The organism is Sphingobacterium faecium, from assembly GCF_003054045.1.
Taxonomy (GTDB): domain Bacteria; phylum Bacteroidota; class Bacteroidia; order Sphingobacteriales; family Sphingobacteriaceae; genus Sphingobacterium; species Sphingobacterium faecium.
In genome coordinates this window covers 302,682-322,321 of sequence record NZ_QBKH01000005.1, presented here as the reverse complement: position 1 = coordinate 322,321, position 19,640 = coordinate 302,682, and the positions used below count along the sequence as shown (strand labels likewise).

General features: G+C 37.0%; 14 protein-coding genes. 11 read left to right on the top strand and 3 right to left on the bottom strand.

What is annotated here, in order from left to right; genetic code table 11:
* Window positions 1–194 precede the first annotated feature (194 nt).
* Together C8N37_RS15520 and C8N37_RS15515 are read right to left on the bottom strand one after the other, a co-directional pair.
* Window positions 195–971 (bottom strand): hypothetical protein, encoded by a 777-nt coding sequence (locus C8N37_RS15520; RefSeq protein ID WP_146171086.1) that lies wholly within the window; start codon window positions 969–971, stop codon window positions 195–197.
* Between the two features lie 127 nt (window positions 972–1,098).
* Complete coding sequence (locus C8N37_RS15515; protein ID WP_108159747.1) at window positions 1,099–2,676, bottom strand: Na+/H+ antiporter; 1,578 nt, start codon at window positions 2,674–2,676, stop codon at window positions 1,099–1,101.
* Between the two features lie 274 nt (window positions 2,677–2,950).
* Here C8N37_RS15515 and C8N37_RS15510 point away from each other — a divergent pair, with 274 nt between their 5' ends.
* Entirely contained in the window at window positions 2,951–4,033 is a 1,083-nt protein-coding gene (locus tag C8N37_RS15510) for an AI-2E family transporter (RefSeq protein WP_108159746.1), read from the top strand.
* Here C8N37_RS15510 and C8N37_RS15505 read toward each other — a convergent pair whose 3' ends face one another.
* Complete coding sequence (locus C8N37_RS15505; protein ID WP_108159745.1) at window positions 4,034–4,579, bottom strand: hypothetical protein; 546 nt, start codon at window positions 4,577–4,579, stop codon at window positions 4,034–4,036. It lies immediately after the preceding gene.
* A gap of 416 nt (window positions 4,580–4,995) precedes the next feature.
* On the opposite strand from C8N37_RS15505, the gene C8N37_RS15500 reads away from it, so the two are divergent.
* The 10 genes from C8N37_RS15500 to C8N37_RS15455 all read left to right on the top strand — a co-directional run bounded on the left by C8N37_RS15500 (window position 4,996) and on the right by C8N37_RS15455 (window position 19,459).
* The gene (locus tag C8N37_RS15500; RefSeq protein ID WP_146171085.1) at window positions 4,996–5,310 is read left to right on the top strand and encodes a hypothetical protein; all 315 of its coding nucleotides are present in this window, start codon (window positions 4,996–4,998) and stop codon (window positions 5,308–5,310) included.
* A 412-nt stretch (window positions 5,311–5,722) separates the two neighbouring features.
* Window positions 5,723–6,658 (top strand): proline dehydrogenase family protein, encoded by a 936-nt coding sequence (locus C8N37_RS15495; RefSeq protein ID WP_108159743.1) that lies wholly within the window; start codon window positions 5,723–5,725, stop codon window positions 6,656–6,658.
* A gap of 93 nt (window positions 6,659–6,751) precedes the next feature.
* Window positions 6,752–9,232 carry a phosphocholine-specific phospholipase C gene (locus C8N37_RS15490; protein WP_108159742.1) on the top strand — a complete coding sequence of 827 codons (2,481 nt, stop codon included), beginning with the start codon at window positions 6,752–6,754 and terminating at the stop codon, window positions 9,230–9,232.
* A 204-nt stretch (window positions 9,233–9,436) separates the two neighbouring features.
* Window positions 9,437–9,904 (top strand): GyrI-like domain-containing protein, encoded by a 468-nt coding sequence (locus tag C8N37_RS15485; protein ID WP_108159741.1) that lies wholly within the window; start codon window positions 9,437–9,439, stop codon window positions 9,902–9,904.
* A gap of 488 nt (window positions 9,905–10,392) precedes the next feature.
* Window positions 10,393–10,944, top strand: coding sequence for an RNA polymerase sigma factor (locus C8N37_RS15480; protein ID WP_108159740.1), 552 nt, complete (start codon window positions 10,393–10,395; stop codon window positions 10,942–10,944).
* Between the two features lie 56 nt (window positions 10,945–11,000).
* On the top strand, window positions 11,001–12,080 hold the full coding sequence (locus C8N37_RS15475; protein WP_170114541.1) for a FecR family protein: 1,080 nt from the start codon (window positions 11,001–11,003) through the stop codon (window positions 12,078–12,080).
* A gap of 193 nt (window positions 12,081–12,273) precedes the next feature.
* Window positions 12,274–15,705, top strand: a complete 3,432-nt coding sequence (locus C8N37_RS15470) for a SusC/RagA family TonB-linked outer membrane protein (protein ID WP_170114540.1) — start codon at window positions 12,274–12,276, stop codon at window positions 15,703–15,705.
* A 10-nt stretch (window positions 15,706–15,715) separates the two neighbouring features.
* Entirely contained in the window at window positions 15,716–17,542 is a 1,827-nt protein-coding gene (locus C8N37_RS15465; RefSeq protein ID WP_108159737.1) for a RagB/SusD family nutrient uptake outer membrane protein, read from the top strand.
* 10 nt (window positions 17,543–17,552) lie between these two features.
* Window positions 17,553–17,933: a BACON domain-containing protein gene (locus C8N37_RS15460; RefSeq protein ID WP_170114539.1), complete on the top strand. Its 381-nt coding sequence runs from the start codon at window positions 17,553–17,555 to the stop codon at window positions 17,931–17,933.
* Entirely contained in the window at window positions 17,930–19,459 is a 1,530-nt protein-coding gene (locus tag C8N37_RS15455) for a sulfatase family protein (RefSeq protein WP_108159735.1), read from the top strand. The genes C8N37_RS15460 and C8N37_RS15455 overlap by 4 nt, the downstream gene beginning before the upstream one ends.
* The last annotated feature ends 181 nt before the right edge of the window (window positions 19,460–19,640 follow it).

Here is a 19,640-nt window from a genome sequence, read left to right as displayed (position 1 = left end):
TTTAATACTCTAAAGACCGAGTCAGTTGCGTAGATTTATTTAACAGCTGATCTTCTACAATACACTTATGATTTTTAGTAGAAAATAGAATGATTGACTGTAACAACGCATTAATCCTTATATGATGGAATGGTAAGCATCCATTATATTACTTCAGAAGAGTACCAATAAATCCGGCATTAGCTATCATTACCTTATTTGATTTCAACATTCTTAAAATCAAATGGTAATCGTTCGATTGAATTTTCATTTTCGATCATCAATTCAATTTTTATATCATCTCTTTCACCAGCAGTCATATTCCGTTTCAATTTGATGAGTTTGTATATAATCTTTGTTTCTTTATCAGTTAACGTCAGATTATTGTAACCGTGGTCAAGCTCTTCATCGACAGCTATTATAACATCTTGATTGGCATCCGATTTATAAGCATACATGAAGTCATAACTTTTAAAGTCAATACCTTTAAAATCCTCCTCATCACTGATCTTATATTTAAAATCGGGAAATATGTTTTTTATGCTCGCAGAATCCACAATAGCGAAATAAATAGTTGAATTCCTTTTGGTAATATGTTGATCTATTAGATTGATGTTCTTTTCTAAATTTTTAAGTTTACCCAGATTAAAATATGAGTTTTTATTTTCTGAAGGCTTAAAGTATTTTATAACACCTTTAACACCCATGTTTTTGTATTTTTTATTTTCATTGATTTCATATCTCGCCAAAACATTAGCCCTTCTGAAAATATTTTCAAAAAAATTATTGTGGAGGACCTGTCCATTGTAATTTGTCGTAGCAAGCGTATCTATTTTAATGAGGTGAAATCTGTCATTGGGTTTGTTTTCGAGTTCTAGACTTATCTCAACCATATCGTACATCTTGATGGCATGCGATAATATGACTTTTTCTTGTGAATAAAGAGATACATTGAACATTATTAAAAGTAGAAGTGTGGTTAGTTTTTTCATATTGTATATCGGTAATCGCTATAATATTACATTTCTTATCGTTTCAATTCTTGGTATTCATATTGAGATTATGTTCATAAACTTTGCTATAGCAATTTTCCATAAATTATCTTTTATATTTCATTTCCTAACTTTTCAAATTCAATCTTTCCTCCTGAAGGTCAAGTAGGCGAAGATGTTTTTTTATGATTTCTTCATCTAACAAAATCTCTTGACGGTTTTTGTTTATAAGCCAGCTTCTTTGTGTTTCTAGGATGTCGATATAAATATTTCGGTATTCCACATAATTAATAATGATTTCAGAACTGCTTAATTGGTGTTCATATTTCTCTAATTGATCCTTCAATATTGGAAAACTTTCTATTTTGTTTGCATAATCGTTACGAATTTTATCAACAGCCACTTGAGCGAGGTTGTTCTGTATCTCGTAATCTATTTCCTTTTCGCTTCGCACAAAATCACGATCTATTAATGGAAATTTTTTTAATAAAATAGGTAGTGTAAGCCCCTGTACAAGCAATGTTAAAAGAATCACGACAAATGTGATGAAAAGAATTAGATTCCTTTGAGGGAAAGGGGTTCCATCACTTAAGGTCAAAGGAATTGAAAGCGCTGCAGCCAAAGAGACTACGCCTCTCATTCCGGTCCATCCAATGATCATCGGTGTTTTCCATCCAGGAGACTGTGCATCTGCAACCGTGATAAAATTTCTCATAATCAAAGTTGTAATCACTGCTGCATAACCGGCAAGAACCCTTACCATAACCAGAACTCCAGTAACAGCAATTCCATATCCAATTGCAGTATAAATATCGGTATCACCTAAACCGGAAACAATTTCAGGCAAATCTAAACCGATGAGCATAAAAACAATACCATTTAGCAAAAAAACAAAAGTTTCCCAAACCGTTACGGTACGTATTCTAGATGCGCTGCTCAAAAAGTCATGACTTCTATAGGAAAGAAACAAGCCACCGCTTACGACGGCCAATACTCCAGAGGCGTGAAGCTGTTCTGCTGCTAAATACATCGAGAAGGGTGCAATAAAAGTGAGTAAAATATCAGTATTTGAATCTGTAGGTAAAATCTTGTGCATTTTCAGAAAAACATAGGCGATTGCAAGCCCTATTCCAACACCACCTATGCACATCCATACAAAGCTTCCCGCAGCCTCCTGCCAGACAAATTGTCCCGTTGCTGCTGCAATCATTGCAAACCGGAAAATGATTAAAGAAGAAGCATCATTCAACAAACTTTCACCTTCTAGAATTGAAGCTAATCTTTTTGGCACCTTAACAAATTTTAAGATTGCTCCAGCGCTTACTGCATCAGGTGGAGAAACAATTCCACCCAATAAAAAACCCAAGGCTAAAGAAAATCCAGGAATAAAATAATTAGCGAAAATCGCAACCGATAATGCGGTGAAAAAAACGACGACAAAAGCAAAACTGAAAATAATTCTACGCCATCGCCAAAGTTCTTTCCAAGAGGTCGACCACGCTGCTTCATATAGCAGAGGAGGTAAAAAGAGAATAAATATTAATTCGGGTTCTATTTTTATGCGGGGTACTCCTGGAATAAAACTTATTAAAAGTCCTGCTAGTACAAGTAATACAGGATAAGCTACCTGAATTTTTTTCGCCAGCATAATAAGCATGGTGATCATCAGAACCAGAAAAAGATAAAATTCAAAATTTTCTAACATATATAAATTTTAGATATATAAATATATATTAAATATTTAGAAAGATTTATAGCCGATTTAAATTTCAATAGGCTTAGTATGCAAAGCAATAATATATATTTCTGATAGCAAACCGGTTGCTTGATACACCAATATTAATATGGATTTTATAGTAGTAAAAGTGTTTGCATAGTCGTTTCAAACAAATAGCGGTATTAAATGTTATCTTGATAGAGAGAGAAAGTTCACCACTAACTATTCATTTCAATATATTGTAGAAAATAAATAATAATTTATGTTCAAATTGCCTATGAGCGACATTTACAAAAAATCAGCAGCAGTATGTATCGTTGTTTTACTTTTTTTAATGTTGACAGCCTTATTCATAAAAGGTACTACACTATTACTTTTGCTATTTGGAGGAATTCTCTTTTCCATACTTTTCCATGCGATTTCATCCAAGATACAGCACTGGACGGGTTTAAATTCCAAAATATGCCTCTTGTTAGCGATACTTTGGGTGATTATTTTCTCTAGCACCATATCTTATTTTATCGGAAATACAGCTGTAAAACAATATAAAGAACTTGCCGCTACAGTACCAAAAATGATTGATAATTTACAGATCTATTTGAGTAGTACCAATTGGGGTACTTATCTTATCGATAATATTGACAGTGCGGAAGATCAGATGAACAAAGTCATACAACATTTACCACAGGTTTTCAGTGGGACATTTGGTTTTTTTGGAGATGTATATGCCTTCTTATTTTTGGGTATATTCATTATGATTTCCCCCAAAGAGTATATGATTGGCATCATCAGCTTATTTCCAGACAAAAATAAGCGTACAGTTGAGGAAGTTCTGGATAAAGTAGGGGAGCAATTGAAGATTTGGTTAAAAGTTCAATTGTTGGACATGCTTTTTGTTTTTGTTTTAACAGCAATTGCTTTGCTTATTTTAGGAATTGAGCTTTGGTTGATTTTAGCGTTAATAGCAGGATTACTCTCCTTCATTCCCAATTTAGGTCCCACGCTTGCACTTATACCCGCTTCTTTAGTGGGATTGCTAGATGGACCAGTCACAGCCCTGTACATTATCGCAATTTTTATTGGCGTACAGATAATAGAATCTGCAGTTTTTGCCCCCTTCGTACAGAAGAAGATGCTATCCTTACCACCAGCTATGGTACTCTTTTTCCAATTGCTGATGGGTACACTCACGGGCGCATTGGGTTTACTTTTCGCAACACCTATATTGGTCGCTCTTGTCAATTTTGTTAACGAAATATACGTAATCAGGGTATTGAGACAAGAGACAGCTGGAGAGATGATAGAAGAAATAGAAAATGATAATGAAGATCTAGAATATGATTAGCTATTTAATAGGTTTAGGGATTTGAAATAATAAAATTAGGGCCCAAATCTGTAAAGCGGTTTGCATGATGTTAATAGTTCCAACGACAGGATTCTGGATGATATTTGACATCATGAGAGGGATATACATTAATCCAATAATCATCATGGCTAATATAATATATTTTACCCCGTTGCTCCCTTTACTAACTATATATCCAATACCAAAAATCATCCCTACAATGATAAGGGAGAAAAAGATATTTAGGAATGAAAAATTTACATAAGGAGATATGATGATATTCACAATCGATAACGCGGCTGATGCATAGATTAAGTTTGCGGCTTTTTTATGATTTGGATGAATAGTAATTTTGTCATTTCTCGACTTTTCTTCTATCAAGAAAGTAATTTGTTCAATTTCTTCAGGAGTAAAAATTCTTCCACGTGATTTGAGAATTTCATACGCAAATTGAATTGCTTGTGGGACAAATCGAGTATCTTCTTGCAGATAGATTTCTAATTCTTTATCTGTTTTTGCTTCTAATATCTTTCTTTTTATACTCATTTTTAATAATGTTCTATTTTTAAATTTCAGTCGGTGGGAATTAGGAATTATTTTTTTTTAATTATGCGCAAAGATAGAATTATAGGTCAAATAAATTATAATCAGCTCACATTTTAAGTTTTTTCGGATTAAATAACGCACATTTTCTTAATTAAAAGGATATATGTAATTTCAGCGATTATGAGTAGTAAAGGATAAGCTTATTAAAAAATATAAACCTGTTTACTCTTATCTACATAACGTCCTGTTTAAAGAGAATTACACAGAAAGGGCGAAGTATACTTAGATTTGATTTTTTCAAAAGTTTCAAATGAAAATTATTACATTTAACTATGCTAAGCTTCAAAAAAGTATTTCTTTATTTAATTGTTTTGTTTTTATACAAATCAAGTAGCTATGGACAAGCTCCTCTCACGATGATACAGATCCAAAAGCAATATGGCGGAATTTGGATAGATAAGAAAACAAGTAGATGCTTACAGATAACCTTTGAAAATGACAGTTATGTAATGATCACCGACTGGACAGCTAAATACCAATGTCGGGCGAGTGGCGATGTCTATAAAGCTTTTATAAAAAATGCCAGATTGGTCATGCCAGAAGATAAGGAACATCATGCGCCGTATAGTGAAATTACGGTAGAAAAAAATAAACTAGTATACCGTACCAAGCCCAATGGTATATTGAAATCCTCAACTTGGGATAAACAGATATTTACCCGAAAGAAATAACTTAAACCTTAGCTCCATTACAGACGGCAATACTTTATGAAATTTTAGGATATTAAGATTTCAATTATCTTTTGAAACAAATAAAGTTCGAAATTAGATATGGCATTGATTGAATCCCTGAGTTTGTGATAGGCCTAAATATTATTTCTTTAACAATCTGTAGATATCGCGTTATCATCCTGCCTAGCCAAATCAATCAATTGACGTTTTGTTATCAAATAGATACTTTCCACTATTTATGCAGCGAGAGTGAAATAGACAGCTATTTATCCAGATTTATAGTTAGACGATGGCAGTGAGAACATCAATAGATACATTTTGTTAATGATCGTTTAAATGAATGGAACTGATAAAAAAATATTCTTTTTCCAATAATTAGTTTATAATTGCTATTCGTTATATAAAAGTTATTATGAATAAAGACTTATTACAGATTGGTGCTGAAGCATTAAGAAAAGCAGCACTAAATGAAGATTCCAAATCCTATATATTAGCAAACCCTGTCTTGTTCCAACTTTTTAAAAAAGCAGCCGATCGATATATTGGCGGTGAAACTCTGGAAGAAACGATAGTTAAAGTTAAAACTTTAAATAACCTAAAAGCTTCGATAGAGTTCATGGGTGAAAGTACCCGGACAGAGCAAGAATCCAAAGCTGCCACCGAAGAGTTTATTCGTATCTGTCAACAAATCAGATTGCAACAGTTGAATTCCACAGTATCACTAGATCTGTCGCATATAGGCTTAGCAATATCCAAAGATCTTTGTTTAAATAATTTAAATGCCATTTGTCAGGAAGCATCAAAATCTGGTATTGAAGTTATCATCAGTGCAGAAGGAACTGAAAGAACTGATGCAGTTATTGATACCTATAAAAAAGCACTAACAAAATACGATCATTTGGCGATAACCCTGCAGGCATATCTGTACCGTACAAAAGATGATTTTAAAGAAATAATAAAAGAAACCGGAAGAATCAGGATCGTGAAAGGTGCGTTTGAAACAGCTATTGGCCTTTCTATGCCTAGAGGTGAGATACTTGATGATGTTTATATGAGTTATATCGATCAGTTATTGGCACAGAATCATAAATGTTCAATTGCTACACACGACAAAAAAATACAAGCAAATGCTCAAGTATTGATCGAGAAGTACAAACCAACGAAAGAAAACTACGAGTTCGAGAGTCTTTATGGTATTTGCAATGAGCAACTGGTGTTGCTTCAAGCCCAAGGTTACCAAACTAAGCTTTACTTCGTTTACGGAAAAGAATGGTACTTATATCTATGTAATCGGATAGCAGAATATCCGATGAATATATTTCAAGCTTTGAGTGATATGACAAAATAAGGAAGAGTATCGTATAACCTATTTGAGATGATAAGGAAAAGTTCAATTCAAGGGACCGATTAAATAATGATCATATAAAAGAGTAATTGACATATGGATAACAGGAGAGAATTTCTAAAAAAAGCAGCTATGCTGACGGGCGGCATGTCCCTGTCACAGCTGCTCCCTCAATCTATTGCAAAGGCCATGGCCATTGATCCGATATTAGGGAGCACGTTTTATGATGCTGAACATGTTGTTTTGCTGATGCAAGAAAACAGATCATTTGATCATGCTTTTGGCACTTTAAAAGGTGTCCGAGGATTTAACGACCCTCGTGTTGTCCGCCAACCCAATAACCGCAAGGTTTGGTTACAGTCTCAATCGGATGGTAAAACATATGCGCCTTTTCGATTAGATATGAAAGATTCTAAAGTCACTTGGATGGGCTGTCTGCCACATAATTGGACAGACCAGACCGATGCAAGTAATCAAGGCAAGATGGATCGATGGCTAGATGTCAAGCGTTCGGGATTTAAAGATTTCAAAGAGATGCCCTTAACATTGGGCCATTATACACGTGAAGATATACCTTTCTACTATGCCATGGCCGATGCGTTTACCATCTGCGATCAACATTTCTGTTCCAGCCTCACGGGTACCAATCCCAATAGACTCTATTTTTGGACAGGCAATATTCGAGAAAAACTGACCAATAAAGCACTGGTTTGGAATGGAGATTCCGAGTTCAGTGGCAAAGCCACATGGAAGACTTTTCCTGAACGCCTTACCGATAATGGTGTGGATTGGAAGATCTATCAAAATGAAATATCTTCCAGTAGTGACGGTTATAGTGGTCAAGAAAACAGTTGGTTGGGGAATTTTGGATGCAATGTCATGGAGTATTTCCCCCAATATGCTGTCCAATATAGCAAGCGGTATCAAGATCTATTGATTCAGAAAAGAAAGCAGATCAATGCGAACCTTGAAGAGCTAAACAAAAAAGGTAGTGCAACTGGAGAAGAATACGAGAAATTGCAAAAGCGACTGCAAGAAACGGTAAAGGAACAAGAGCTGTATACGGACGAAAACTTTGAAAAGTTGAGTGCATACACAAAAGAAATCCACCGACGTGCATTTGTCAATAACAGTGCTGCTCCAGACTATATGGAGCTCGAACAGATGGAATATCAAGAAGGTGATGAGACTCGTCAACTCCAGATACCGAAGGGTGATATCTTGCATCAGTTTAGAGCAGATGTCAATACAGGCAAACTGCCTACAGTATCATGGCTGACGGCGCCACAGCTTTTCTCTGATCACCCAGATTCACCTTGGTTCGGTGCCTGGTATGTCAGTGAAGTCATGGATATCTTAACCAAAAATCCAGAAGTATGGAAAAAAACGATCTTTATCCTTACTTATGATGAGAATGATGGTTATTTTGACCATGTGGCACCATTTGCCGCACCAAATCCTTACCAAAAAGATTCAGGTAAGGTTTCCCAAGGCATCGATACACGGTTGGAGTATGTTCGGAAAGAAGAGCAATATCATCCGGAAAGTGGACGTGAAAGTAATATCGGACTAGGATATCGTGTCCCGATGATCATCGCCTCTCCCTGGTCCCGTGGTGGCTGGGTTAATTCACAGGTATTTGATCACACTTCACCATTACAGTTTTTAGAGCGGTTCATTGGTCATAAAACAAAGTCAAATATCAAAGAGACTAATATTACAGCATGGAGGAGGGCAGTTTGTGGAGATTTAACTTCGGCCTTCAGACCCTACAACGGAGAAGTGATAGCGAAACCTGAATTTGTTCAAAAAAAACCATTTATAGCAAGTATTCACCAAGCGAAATATAAAGATGTACCAAAAGGATTCAAGGCTTTAAGTGAAGCTGAAATACATCAGTTAGACCAAGAACCTCGGATTTCCCCCTATTTCCCGCAACAGGAAAAAGGTATTAAAGATTCATGCAGATTGCCTTATGAGCTCTATGTGGATGGGTACTTTAATGAGGAAACTGCGCAATATCAGATCTCCTTTGAGTCTGCTAGCCGAATATTTGGTCCTGCATCTTCAGGGGCAGCATTTACCGTTTATAGCGAAACTCCTTATCATGATGAAGGAGGTAGAAGTTGGAATTATGCGACGGTTCCAGGAGACCGATTGCAAGATAGCTGGTCATTAGATGCTTTTTATCATCGTGCTTATAAACTGAGCGTTTACGGTCCAAATGGTTTTTTTCGATCATTTGCTGGAGGGAAAGAAAATCCAAAAATCAAAATTTCTTGTCGTTACGAAAGCAATAAAAAAGATAACGGATTTACAGGCCGATTGTTGATCGAGATCGCGAATCAAGAGAACCGTCAGGTTGAATTATTACTTCAAGATAACAGTTATGGGCAGGGAGCAAAGAGTATTCAGGTGCACTCAGGTTCTAGTAAAGTTGTTGACATTGATTTATCCAAGCAGTATTATTGGTACGATGTAACAGTGATGTGTATAGGATATTTGGATTTTTACGAACAGTTTGCAGGACGTATAGAAGTTGGGGAAAATTCGAAAAGCGATCCATTAATGGCATAAATACCTCAACTGTCTTCATACTTTATGCTAAGAGCAGCCACTTAGTCGGCTTACTTTGCTGATCAGTCTTTATTTTTTAGGCATATCATTCTTACATACAATCCTCTTTAATGAAAGATGGGTTTAATTTGATGTTACCATTCTTACTGACATACTGCTGTCAGTGGGGATAGCTATTTTCGCTTAAATATTAAAAATCAAAAAATGAACAACATCACCATTCAAGAAAAGAAGATTATCGGTATGGCCATTAGAACTACCAATGAAAATGGACAGTCTGCAAATGATATCGAATTATTATGGCAAAAGTTTTGGAAAGATGAAACCATACATCAACTTGAGCAAAAGATAAATAACGAGATCTATGCCGTTTATACAAATTATGAAACAGATTTTACAGGCTATTACGATACCATTATCGGATATGAAGTAAGCAGATTAACGGTCGTTCCAGAAGGACTTGTAGGGCTAGTGATCGAAGGGGGAGAATATGCTGAATATGTGTCTAAAGGAAAGATGCCAGAAGCCATATTCGATACCTGGTTAGGCATTTGGGCTGATCAAGAATTTAATTCAAAAAGAGCTTACAAAGCAGATTTTACCGTACATGGTGAAAAATACAATGATGGTCCTATAGCTGAGGTAGAGACTTATATCTCGGTAAAGGATTGATCGCTATAGCTTTTCTGATGAAATAAAATCATAAAAACTATCAATCAGGTATCATCATAAAATATATGGAGCCGTTTGGGATAATCAGACGGTTTTTTTGTTATATACGTTTTTTCTTGAGTGCTTTCATTCCATTTTTTGAGATCTAGTTATAGGAGAATTTTTCGATAAGCGCTACTCAATATAGCAGTACTTTTCTTTTTTTTCAGAAGCAGTCTGTTTAATTATTGCTTTGTCAATTTCAACATTAAAACTGCTTTTCATACTAACATCATAAATCAAATTATAAAATCCGAATGTTCTATATCAACTATAATCGATTTGATATTAATATTTTAACATAGTATAGATCGTTATGAACAATTGCTTAAATCATTTTTTTGTATAAAAATTAATTTGAAAGTAGGGAGTGAAATCTATAATTTTTTATAATTGTAAACGTTTTATGTATGATTTGTTTATATTAGTCAGGCCAATCAACCATATACATGTACGATATTAAGGATTTTAGTGAAGAACAAAAACATAGAATCGCCATTATGCGTGATGAATATGTGTTTAAGCAGTTCTTCATACAAAATATTGCAATGCTGGAACAATATGCTTTTTCCATCATCAAAGACGCTTGCCATGCTGAAGATGTGGCAAGCGAAGTATTTTGGGAAATCTGGAATATGGGTTCAAAGCTTACTCAGATCAAATCAGTATCAGCCTATTTATACCGAGCAACAAAAAATAAATGTCTTAATCTATTACGAAATAAAATCGTCAGATACGAACCTGTTGAAGTACATAGCAACACGTTAGTCGACGACCTATCGCCTGAAGCATTGCTCATATCAGTAGAAAAAACAAGCGAGATAGAGCGTGCCATTGATCAGTTACCTCCTAAAACAAAAGAGGCGTTTTTATTGGTCAAAGACTGCCGGATGACCTACAAACAAGCTGCTGAAGCTATGGGTATTGCAGTCAAAACAGTAGATAGACATATTCAGATTGCGGTCGCAAAACTCTATTTTCTATTAAAAGAAAAAAAATAATATGTGCTATTGGGGATTTTAATCCTTTCATGTGTCTTCATACTAAACACATGTATATGTCAGCAGCAGATCAGCACTATTTACAATTGATTCATAAAGTTTTGAGCCAGACCATTACGGGTTCAGAATTGGATGAGCTGTATCGTCTAATGGCAGAAGAAGAAAGTAGAATCGACCTCTATCTCTTTCTAACACAGAACAAAAAGATATCTGAAGATCAAACTATCACCAAGGAAACACGCTACGAAAGATCAAGAAAAAAATTTATGTCCTCTAGTGTTTCCCAAGGACTTCTAACAGCAAAACCCGTAGAGCCTTACCATCAGGTACGAAAATATAGACTCTTACTTGCTGCAATGGTTATACTTTTCATTTTAGCAGTAGGGGCTAGTTACATCTATATGCATCCTAGGAGTACTGATATCATCACGCTCATATCCTCCAAAGGAGAACGTAAATTCTACAGGTTGAAAGACGGCACGGAGATTTGGCTCAATAGCGAGAGCAAATTGGAGTACAACATGTCATATGGACATAGCAACCGTGATGTAAAACTTTCCGGTGAAGCCTACTTTAATGTTGCAAAGAACAAAAAACTACCTTTTCATGTCGATTCCTATGGTAACCGGATCGAGGTATTAGGCACTCAATTTAATGTCAGAGCCTATCCTGAAGAGCAGAGAATGGAAACCGCATTGATTGAAGGTAAAGTCAATCTACACATAAAAGACAATGGTAAATATCGCCAATATATCATGCATCCCGGAGACAAGATCGAAGTGACTCATATGATGAGTAATGACATGCGTATCAACAAAAATCATCCGAGTATCTCTACTGAAAATACAAAGGTAATCATTGATCTAAAGAAAGCTACCTCTAAAGACGGTGAACAACTGGATATGCTTTGGACTAAAAATAAACTTGTCTTTCAGAATGATCCATTAGAGCTCATGACCAAAAAAATGGAACGTTGGTACAATAAAACGATTAAAATCGAAAATGAAAACCTCATGAATGAATCGTTTACAGGCGTATTTGAAGAAAAAACCTGTAAAGATTTACTAGATCTATTGATCAAGACAGGTGTCAATTTACATTATACAGAAAAACAAGACAGTATATTAATTTATTAAAACCAAAAATTATGAATCAAACCTGTACAAAAAAGGGCATATCGTAATGATACACCCTTAAAGATGAATGAACAAGCACAAAGCCCTAGGAAAGTAATGTGCTTAATTACTAACTTCTAATATCTAAATTATGAAAAAAAGTTCACATGTCTTCAGTCATGTGCCAATTCTTTATTACCTAAAGTGGCTCTTCATGGTAAAATTTACGCTGTTGCTTATTGTAGCTTTTGGCTACAGCAGTTATGCAAATTCGACACTTGCTCAAGGCAACATTACTTTAAAAAACAAAAGCATAAAGTTTAAAACTTTATTGCAGCTGATCGAAAAACAAACTGATCTGCGCTTTATTTATAATGACAATCAGATTGACAAATTTGTGATTAGTGATGTCAATGCAATTAAAAAACCTTGGAATGAATTATTGGAACCCATTCTAGAAAAAACAGGTTTAAAAATGCAGGAAATCAATGGTGGTCGAATCGTTATTTCACCGATCGTATCACAAGACCCCAAATTTCAAGGCAAAATAATTGATGGTAAAGGAGATCCCTTACCTGGTGTATCCATTAAAGAAAAGGGATCAGATAGAAGTACCTTGACCAATGATAAGGGCGAATTTACAATTGCCGTAAAAAATACACAAAGTTACCTAGTCATCAGTAGCGTGGGTTTTGTGTCGCAAGAATTGCCTTACTCCTCTACTTTTCAGTCCATCAAACTAATAGCTGATCTTGCTCAACTCGAAGAAGTGGTTGTCGTTGGTTATGGAGCACAAAAACGCGTCAATTTAACCGGTGCTGTTTCCGCTATAAGCGGTCGGGAACTGGAAAACAGACCCGTTGTCAATGCAACACAAAGCTTACAGGGTATTGTCCCAGGATTAAATGTCAATGTTGGCGGAAATACCAAGCCTGGTCAAAGCTTCAATCTAAATGTCCGTGGGGTAGGAAATATCAGCGGTACCGATGGTCCTTATGTACTTGTAGACGGAATGGAGATGTCATTAGCAGATATCAATCCCAGCGATATTGATAACATCTCGGTATTAAAAGATGCATCAGCATCTGCGATATATGGATCAAGAGCGGCATATGGGGTTATTTTGGTCACCACTAAAAAAGGTACAGCCGGAAAAAAAGTAATTAGTTTTACCGGCAATACCGGACTCACATCGCCTGTTAGATTACCCGATATGGCTAATTCCGTTGAGTTTGCTAATTTCTTCAATGCAGCGACCTTCAATGCATTGGGTACGAAACAATATTCGGAAGACAAGATTGCGCTATTGCAACAGTATATCAATGATCCAACCAGTCTATCGATATTTCCAGAAGTTAATACCAATAATTACGCAAGCTGGGAAAACAGTGCCAATGGTGTCGCAAATACCAATTGGTTCGATCTCCACTATAAACCAACGGCCCTACGTCAGAATTATACTGTAAATATGAGCGGAGGAAATGCAGGTACGCAATTTTATGTATCGGCAGGTTATTACAACGAAGAAGGAATCTTGCGCTATGCAGATATCGATTACAAACGTTATAATTTCAATAGTTCAGTTTCCTCAGATCTAACCTCTTGGCTAAAAGTCAAAGCCAATGTCAAATATACAAAGAGTAACAACCAGACACCTTTAGCTGGCTATGAAGGCATGTTTTTCCACAATCTGGCTCGTATGCGTCCCAATGTATCACCCTATGATTTTTATGGAAACTGGAATGAACAATCCATGGTGCCATATTTACAATCGGGTACAAAAGATGAATTGACAAACAATACATTAGCGATACTAGGTGGTTTGGAAATAAGTCCGTTGAAAAATTGGAAGATATTTGCCGATCTCAATTATAGATTGGATAATGATGCCAATGATATTTTAAAATTACCAGGTACAATTTATGGTATTGATGGCACTTCCTACCTGGTTAACCGCTCCGAATACAATATCCCATTAGGTGGGAGTTTTGAACGTAAAATGAATACCAACAATTACCTTACACCTAATCTTTATACTAACTATAAACTATCTCTAGACAAGCACAACTTTGACGTCACAGCAGGTTTTCAGCAAGAGCTAAATCAGTTTAAAGAAATCTATACATCCGCTAGTGATTTGATTAGCTTCGACCGTCCAGGCATAGACTTATCGACAGGAACCAAGTCTAGTAAAGAAGCCCGCAATCATTGGGCTACTCGTGGCCTCTTCGCTCGTTTGAATTACAATTTCGATCAGAAATATCTATTAGAAGTCAATGGTCGTTATGATGGATCTTCACGTTTCGCAGCAGGCAATCGCTGGGGATTCTTTCCATCTGTATCTGCTGCATACAACATCAGTGAAGAATCATTCTTTAAAGATCAAGTCAGCTGGGTCAATCAATTAAAAATACGAGGCTCATACGGATCACTAGGAAATCAGGCAGGAGCAGGACTCTATGCGTACTCCGAAAACATGAGCATTATCGTACCAGGAGCCAATGGAGCTGGTGGCAAGTATTATTTTGAAAACGGTCGCGAGAGCTACATCAATGCTCCAGGAGCATTCAATCCACTCATCACTTGGGAAACAGTGCGCAGTGCCAATTTCGGTCTCGACTTCACGGCATTCAAATACAGATTGACCGGTGCAATTGATATCTACCAACGTAATACTAAAGATATGCTCGGTCCATCACGTGATGTAGCCGATCTTTTTGGTACAATCCCTGCAAAAAGTAACAACGCTGATTTAAGAACACGAGGTTGGGAACTTAATGTCAAATGGCGTGATCAGCTTTCCGAAGACTGGAGCTATAACTTAGGCTTAATACTCACAGATTACAAATCGATGGTCACAAAATATCAAAATCCTACCAAATTTGATCCAAGTGGACAATGGTACGAAGGTAAGACCTCGGGGGAAATCTGGGGTTATAAAGCCAATCAATTAATCCGTACCCAAGCAGAGGCAGATGTATATAATGAATTGGATCAATCATTCTTATCTGCACGTGATTGGATCCCTGGTGACGTCATGTATCTCGATCTCAACAACGATGGTAAAATTAACAACGGAGCCAATCGCTTAGGTGATATGGGCGACATTTCCATTATCGGAAATAGTACACCGAGGTACAGCTATAGTTTATCTGGTGGATTAACTTGGAAAAATTTATCGATGAATATGCTATGGCAAGGTATTGGTAAACGAGATTTTAGTCCAGCAGTTGCGGATGCTTACTTTTGGGGAGCAGGTGCATTAGCACAGGTTACAGTCTTTAAGCAACATTTAGATTATTTCTCTGAAAGCAATCCTGATGCATACTATCCCAATCCGTATGCAGCACCTGCAGGTGCCATCAATTCTTACATCAATAAGACTCAGCTATCTTCAACTCGCTATTTACAAAGTGCGGCTTACTTACGCCTCAAAAACCTGACCATCAGTTACAATATACCCAAATCACTGATCCAAAGCTGGAAATTTGAACGTATCAATCTATTCCTTAGTGGAGAAAACTTATTCACTTTTAGTCCCTTAGCAAAGATGTTTGATCCAGAAACGATTGACGGTGGCTCGGGTACAGGTAAAATATACCCCTTGAGTAAAGTGTATTCTTTTGGTCTAAACGTTAATTTTTAATCCGAGCAACATGAAACTATATAACCTATATTTATGCCTACTTGCAGTCAGTATCACTGTATGTTCAGCATGCAACAGTAATTTTTTGGATCGGGAACCATTAGATCAATTATCCACAACAGGAAGTTTATCTTCGACCAATGAACTTAAACTGTATGTCAATCAATTCTATCAAACCTTACCTGGGCATCCCAATTTTACAGGTGGTATAGGCCCAGCTTTTGATGATGCGCGGACAGATAATATGATATTTACGAGTGTTGATCCTAGACTTAGCGGACAGTTGACGATCTCCAATGCTTCCAGTATCAGTGAATACACGCAAATAAGATCAATCAATTTTTTTCTGAAACAATCTAAAAATGCAACTGGAAATCAAGCGGAGATCAACAAATATCTCGGCGAAGCATATTTCTTTCGCGCCTGGTATTATTTCGAATTGGTCAAAAAATATGGAGATGTCACTTGGGTCAATCAATTGTTGAGTTCCGAAGACGAGTCTACGCTATTAGCTAGAGATAGCCGTATTATGATTGTAGATTCTATCCTCAACGACCTGAACCGATCTGCCGATCTTTTACCCATCGTATCGACCAATGCGAGTATGCGTATCCACCGTGATGTGGCTTTGGCATTTAAATCACGGGTTGCTCTATATGAAGGAACATGGCAACGGTATCATAAATTAAAAGGGACACCATTTGCCAGTATGGAAGCTACCGAAGATAAGATCAAAAATTACCTAACTCAAGCACGAGATGCGGCCAAGACTGTTATAGATGGCAATCGCTGGAAAATATATACCACAGGAAAATTCAATGATGATTACCGCAATATGTTCAATACTGCAAACTTGTCGACCAACAATGAGGTACTGTTATATCGACGCTATAATCCTTCAGAAAATGTCGGGCATGGTGTATCCAAATATCTATCAACCGGTGGGGGAGATATTGGGCTTACTCAGAGTCTCGTGAGTGATTACTTAACGGCAGATGGAAAACCATTTGCAGGCTCAGTACAGACCGAAGTCCAAAAGATATATAGCCAAGATCTAAGACCTACGATTCGTGATCCACGATTGGCACAAACCGCAGTAGTACCACAGGCACCATTACGCCCTGATGCGGTAGCTGCTAATTTCCCGTCGATCAATCAAAGCGGATTCAACCGTTCGACCACAGGTTATCCGATGTACAAATATGTGGAATATAACAGTCTCCCTGCGGTATCTGATGATGGTATGAGTGCTGCTCCTGTCATTTATTTTCGTTATGCAGAAGTATTGCTTAACTATGCCGAAACCATAGCAGAACTTAAGGAAGATCCAACCAAAATCATTGAAGCGATACGACCATTGCGTGCCCGTGTCAATATGCCCGACATGGATTTTGATCGCGAATACAATACCTCAGCAAACTATCCTTTTGCACAACTAGACAAATATATACAAGCCGTTAGAAGAGAAAGACGTGTTGAGCTGGTGGCTGAAGGGCAACGCTTGCAAGATATTTTACGTTGGGCAGCAGCAGATCAATTGATTGTTGGCAAAAGACCCTTAGGTATCCTTTTTATTGGAAGTAATATTGCGCAAGAAAACAACAGTACGGGTTTTTACAAGGATAACCTCTTATACTATGACACCGCACCAACAGGAAAAACAGTCAATTTCTTCCTTTCGGGTAATCCTGGTGATGCTACACGCTACATGGATCCTTATAAAGCAGTATTGCCAAGTGGGTATCGATTTAGGGTCGATCGAGACTACTTGCTTCCCATCCAACAACGGATGATCGAATTGACAAATGGTAAATGGAAACAAAATCCAAATTGGTAAAATCACTATCATGAAGACATTAATTTATAAAAAAGGAAACCTCAGTTTTCTTATACTCCTAATCTTTTCGCTAATTGCCTGCAAAAAAGAAGACCTTCCGGCTAAACCTGTCGCTGGTCCATTTCAAGTGACCAGTACCGTACCCGGTGAAATAGAAAAAGCAGCAGGCACCTATAGCATCAGTATTGAAGGCAATACCAATGGCTGGTGGGTTACTTTACCCGCAAATGTACAATGGTATAGTGTCGAACGCAAATACGGCTCTGGAAATGTCACACAGAAACTGACGATTAAGGCCAATGATTCAGGTCAAGAGCGATCAGGATCGGTCAAAATAAACTCTACTTCAAAAGAAGAAGTAACTATCAATTTTAAACAAAAGGGATCATGAGATTAAGATTTATTGTGCTCCTAGCACTTGCTATGACTACAGGAAGACATGTTTACGGACAAAAAAGGCCCAACGTCGTGATTATCATTTCCGATGACCATGCTTATCAAACCATAGGAGCATATGGTTCAAAATATGGAAAAACACCCCAGATAGATCGTATCGCCAATGAGGGAGCTATTTTTAAAAATTCATTTGTCAACAATTCAATATGTGGCCCCAGTAGGGCCACTTTATTGACTGGAAAATACAGCCACAAAAATGGCTTCAAAGACAATGAAACTTCTGAATTCGACTTCAGTCAAGATCTATTTGTCAAACAGCTCCAGCAGGTGGGGTACAATACCGCCTGGGTCGGTAAAATCCATTTAGGTGACAAATTACAAGGATTCAATTATTTTGACATCCTAGTCGATCAAGGCACATATTTCAATCCAGATTTTATCAGCAAACAAGGACGTAAACGAAGCGAAGGCTATGTTTCAGACATCGTAACCGAAAAAGCACTAAGCTGGCTCGATACCGTAAATCAAGAACAACCTTTTTGCTTAGTTATCGGTCATAAGGCTACCCATCGTACATGGATGCCAGATCCTGCAGATTTTGGCGCTTACGACAGCGTCAATTTTAAATTGCCGGAAACCTTTTACGACGATTACGAAAGCCGTAAACCAGCCAAGCTTCAGGAGATGTCTATTGATAAGGATATGCGCATGGGCTACGATCTCAAGATGTTCGAATCTGCTGAAGCGATGATGCAGGATGGTAATTTCAAACGCATGACACCAGCGCAGCAAGAAAAATACATCAATTATTACAGACCGATCTATGAAGAACTTAAGCAATCCAAGTTGACCGGAAAAGCTTTAGCCGCGTGGAAGTTTAAACGCTATATGACCGATTACCTCAATACAGCACAATCCATGGACCGCAACATCGGAAAAGTATTGGACTATATAGAGAGTAAGCAGCTTACGGAAAATACCATCGTTATCTATCTGTCGGATCAAGGTTTTTATATGGGCGAACATGGTTGGTTTGATAAACGTTGGATGTATGAAGAATCCTTCCGCACACCGATGGTCATGCGTTATCCAGCATTAATAAAACCACATACTCAAATCAATGCCAAAGTGGTCAATGCCGATATTGCGCCGACTCTTTTGGAACTTGCATCAGTTAAAAAACCGAAGGACATGCAAGGCGAGTCTTTTGTACATGTGCTCAAAAATCCTGCAACAGAACATCGGAAAGATCTTTTCTATCATTACTTTGAAAACGGAGAACATGCTGTCAGCCCACATTTTGGAGTACGTGATGACCGTTACAAATTAATCCGATATTATAAACGTATGGAAACCTGGGAACTGTTTGATTTACAAAAAGACCCGCAAGAACTTCACAATGTCTATCATGATCCTGCTTATAGTCCTATCGTGAAAATGATGAAGAAAAAGCTAGAGAAGCAAATTCATCTGTTTGACGATACAGAAGCAGCTGCAATCTATAAGATAAACATCGACTAGTATTGTACATTATACTGTTTTATGAGCAGTTGATTTGTTTTACGGATATCCTTCTAAGAATCCCGAAGGACTATTGGCCGATAATATAAAAATCAATAAGTTATCGCTTATATCAAATAATAAACCGTTTGGGATGACCAAACGGTTTTTTTACTATCATGCTTGAGGTTTTTATTAAGCA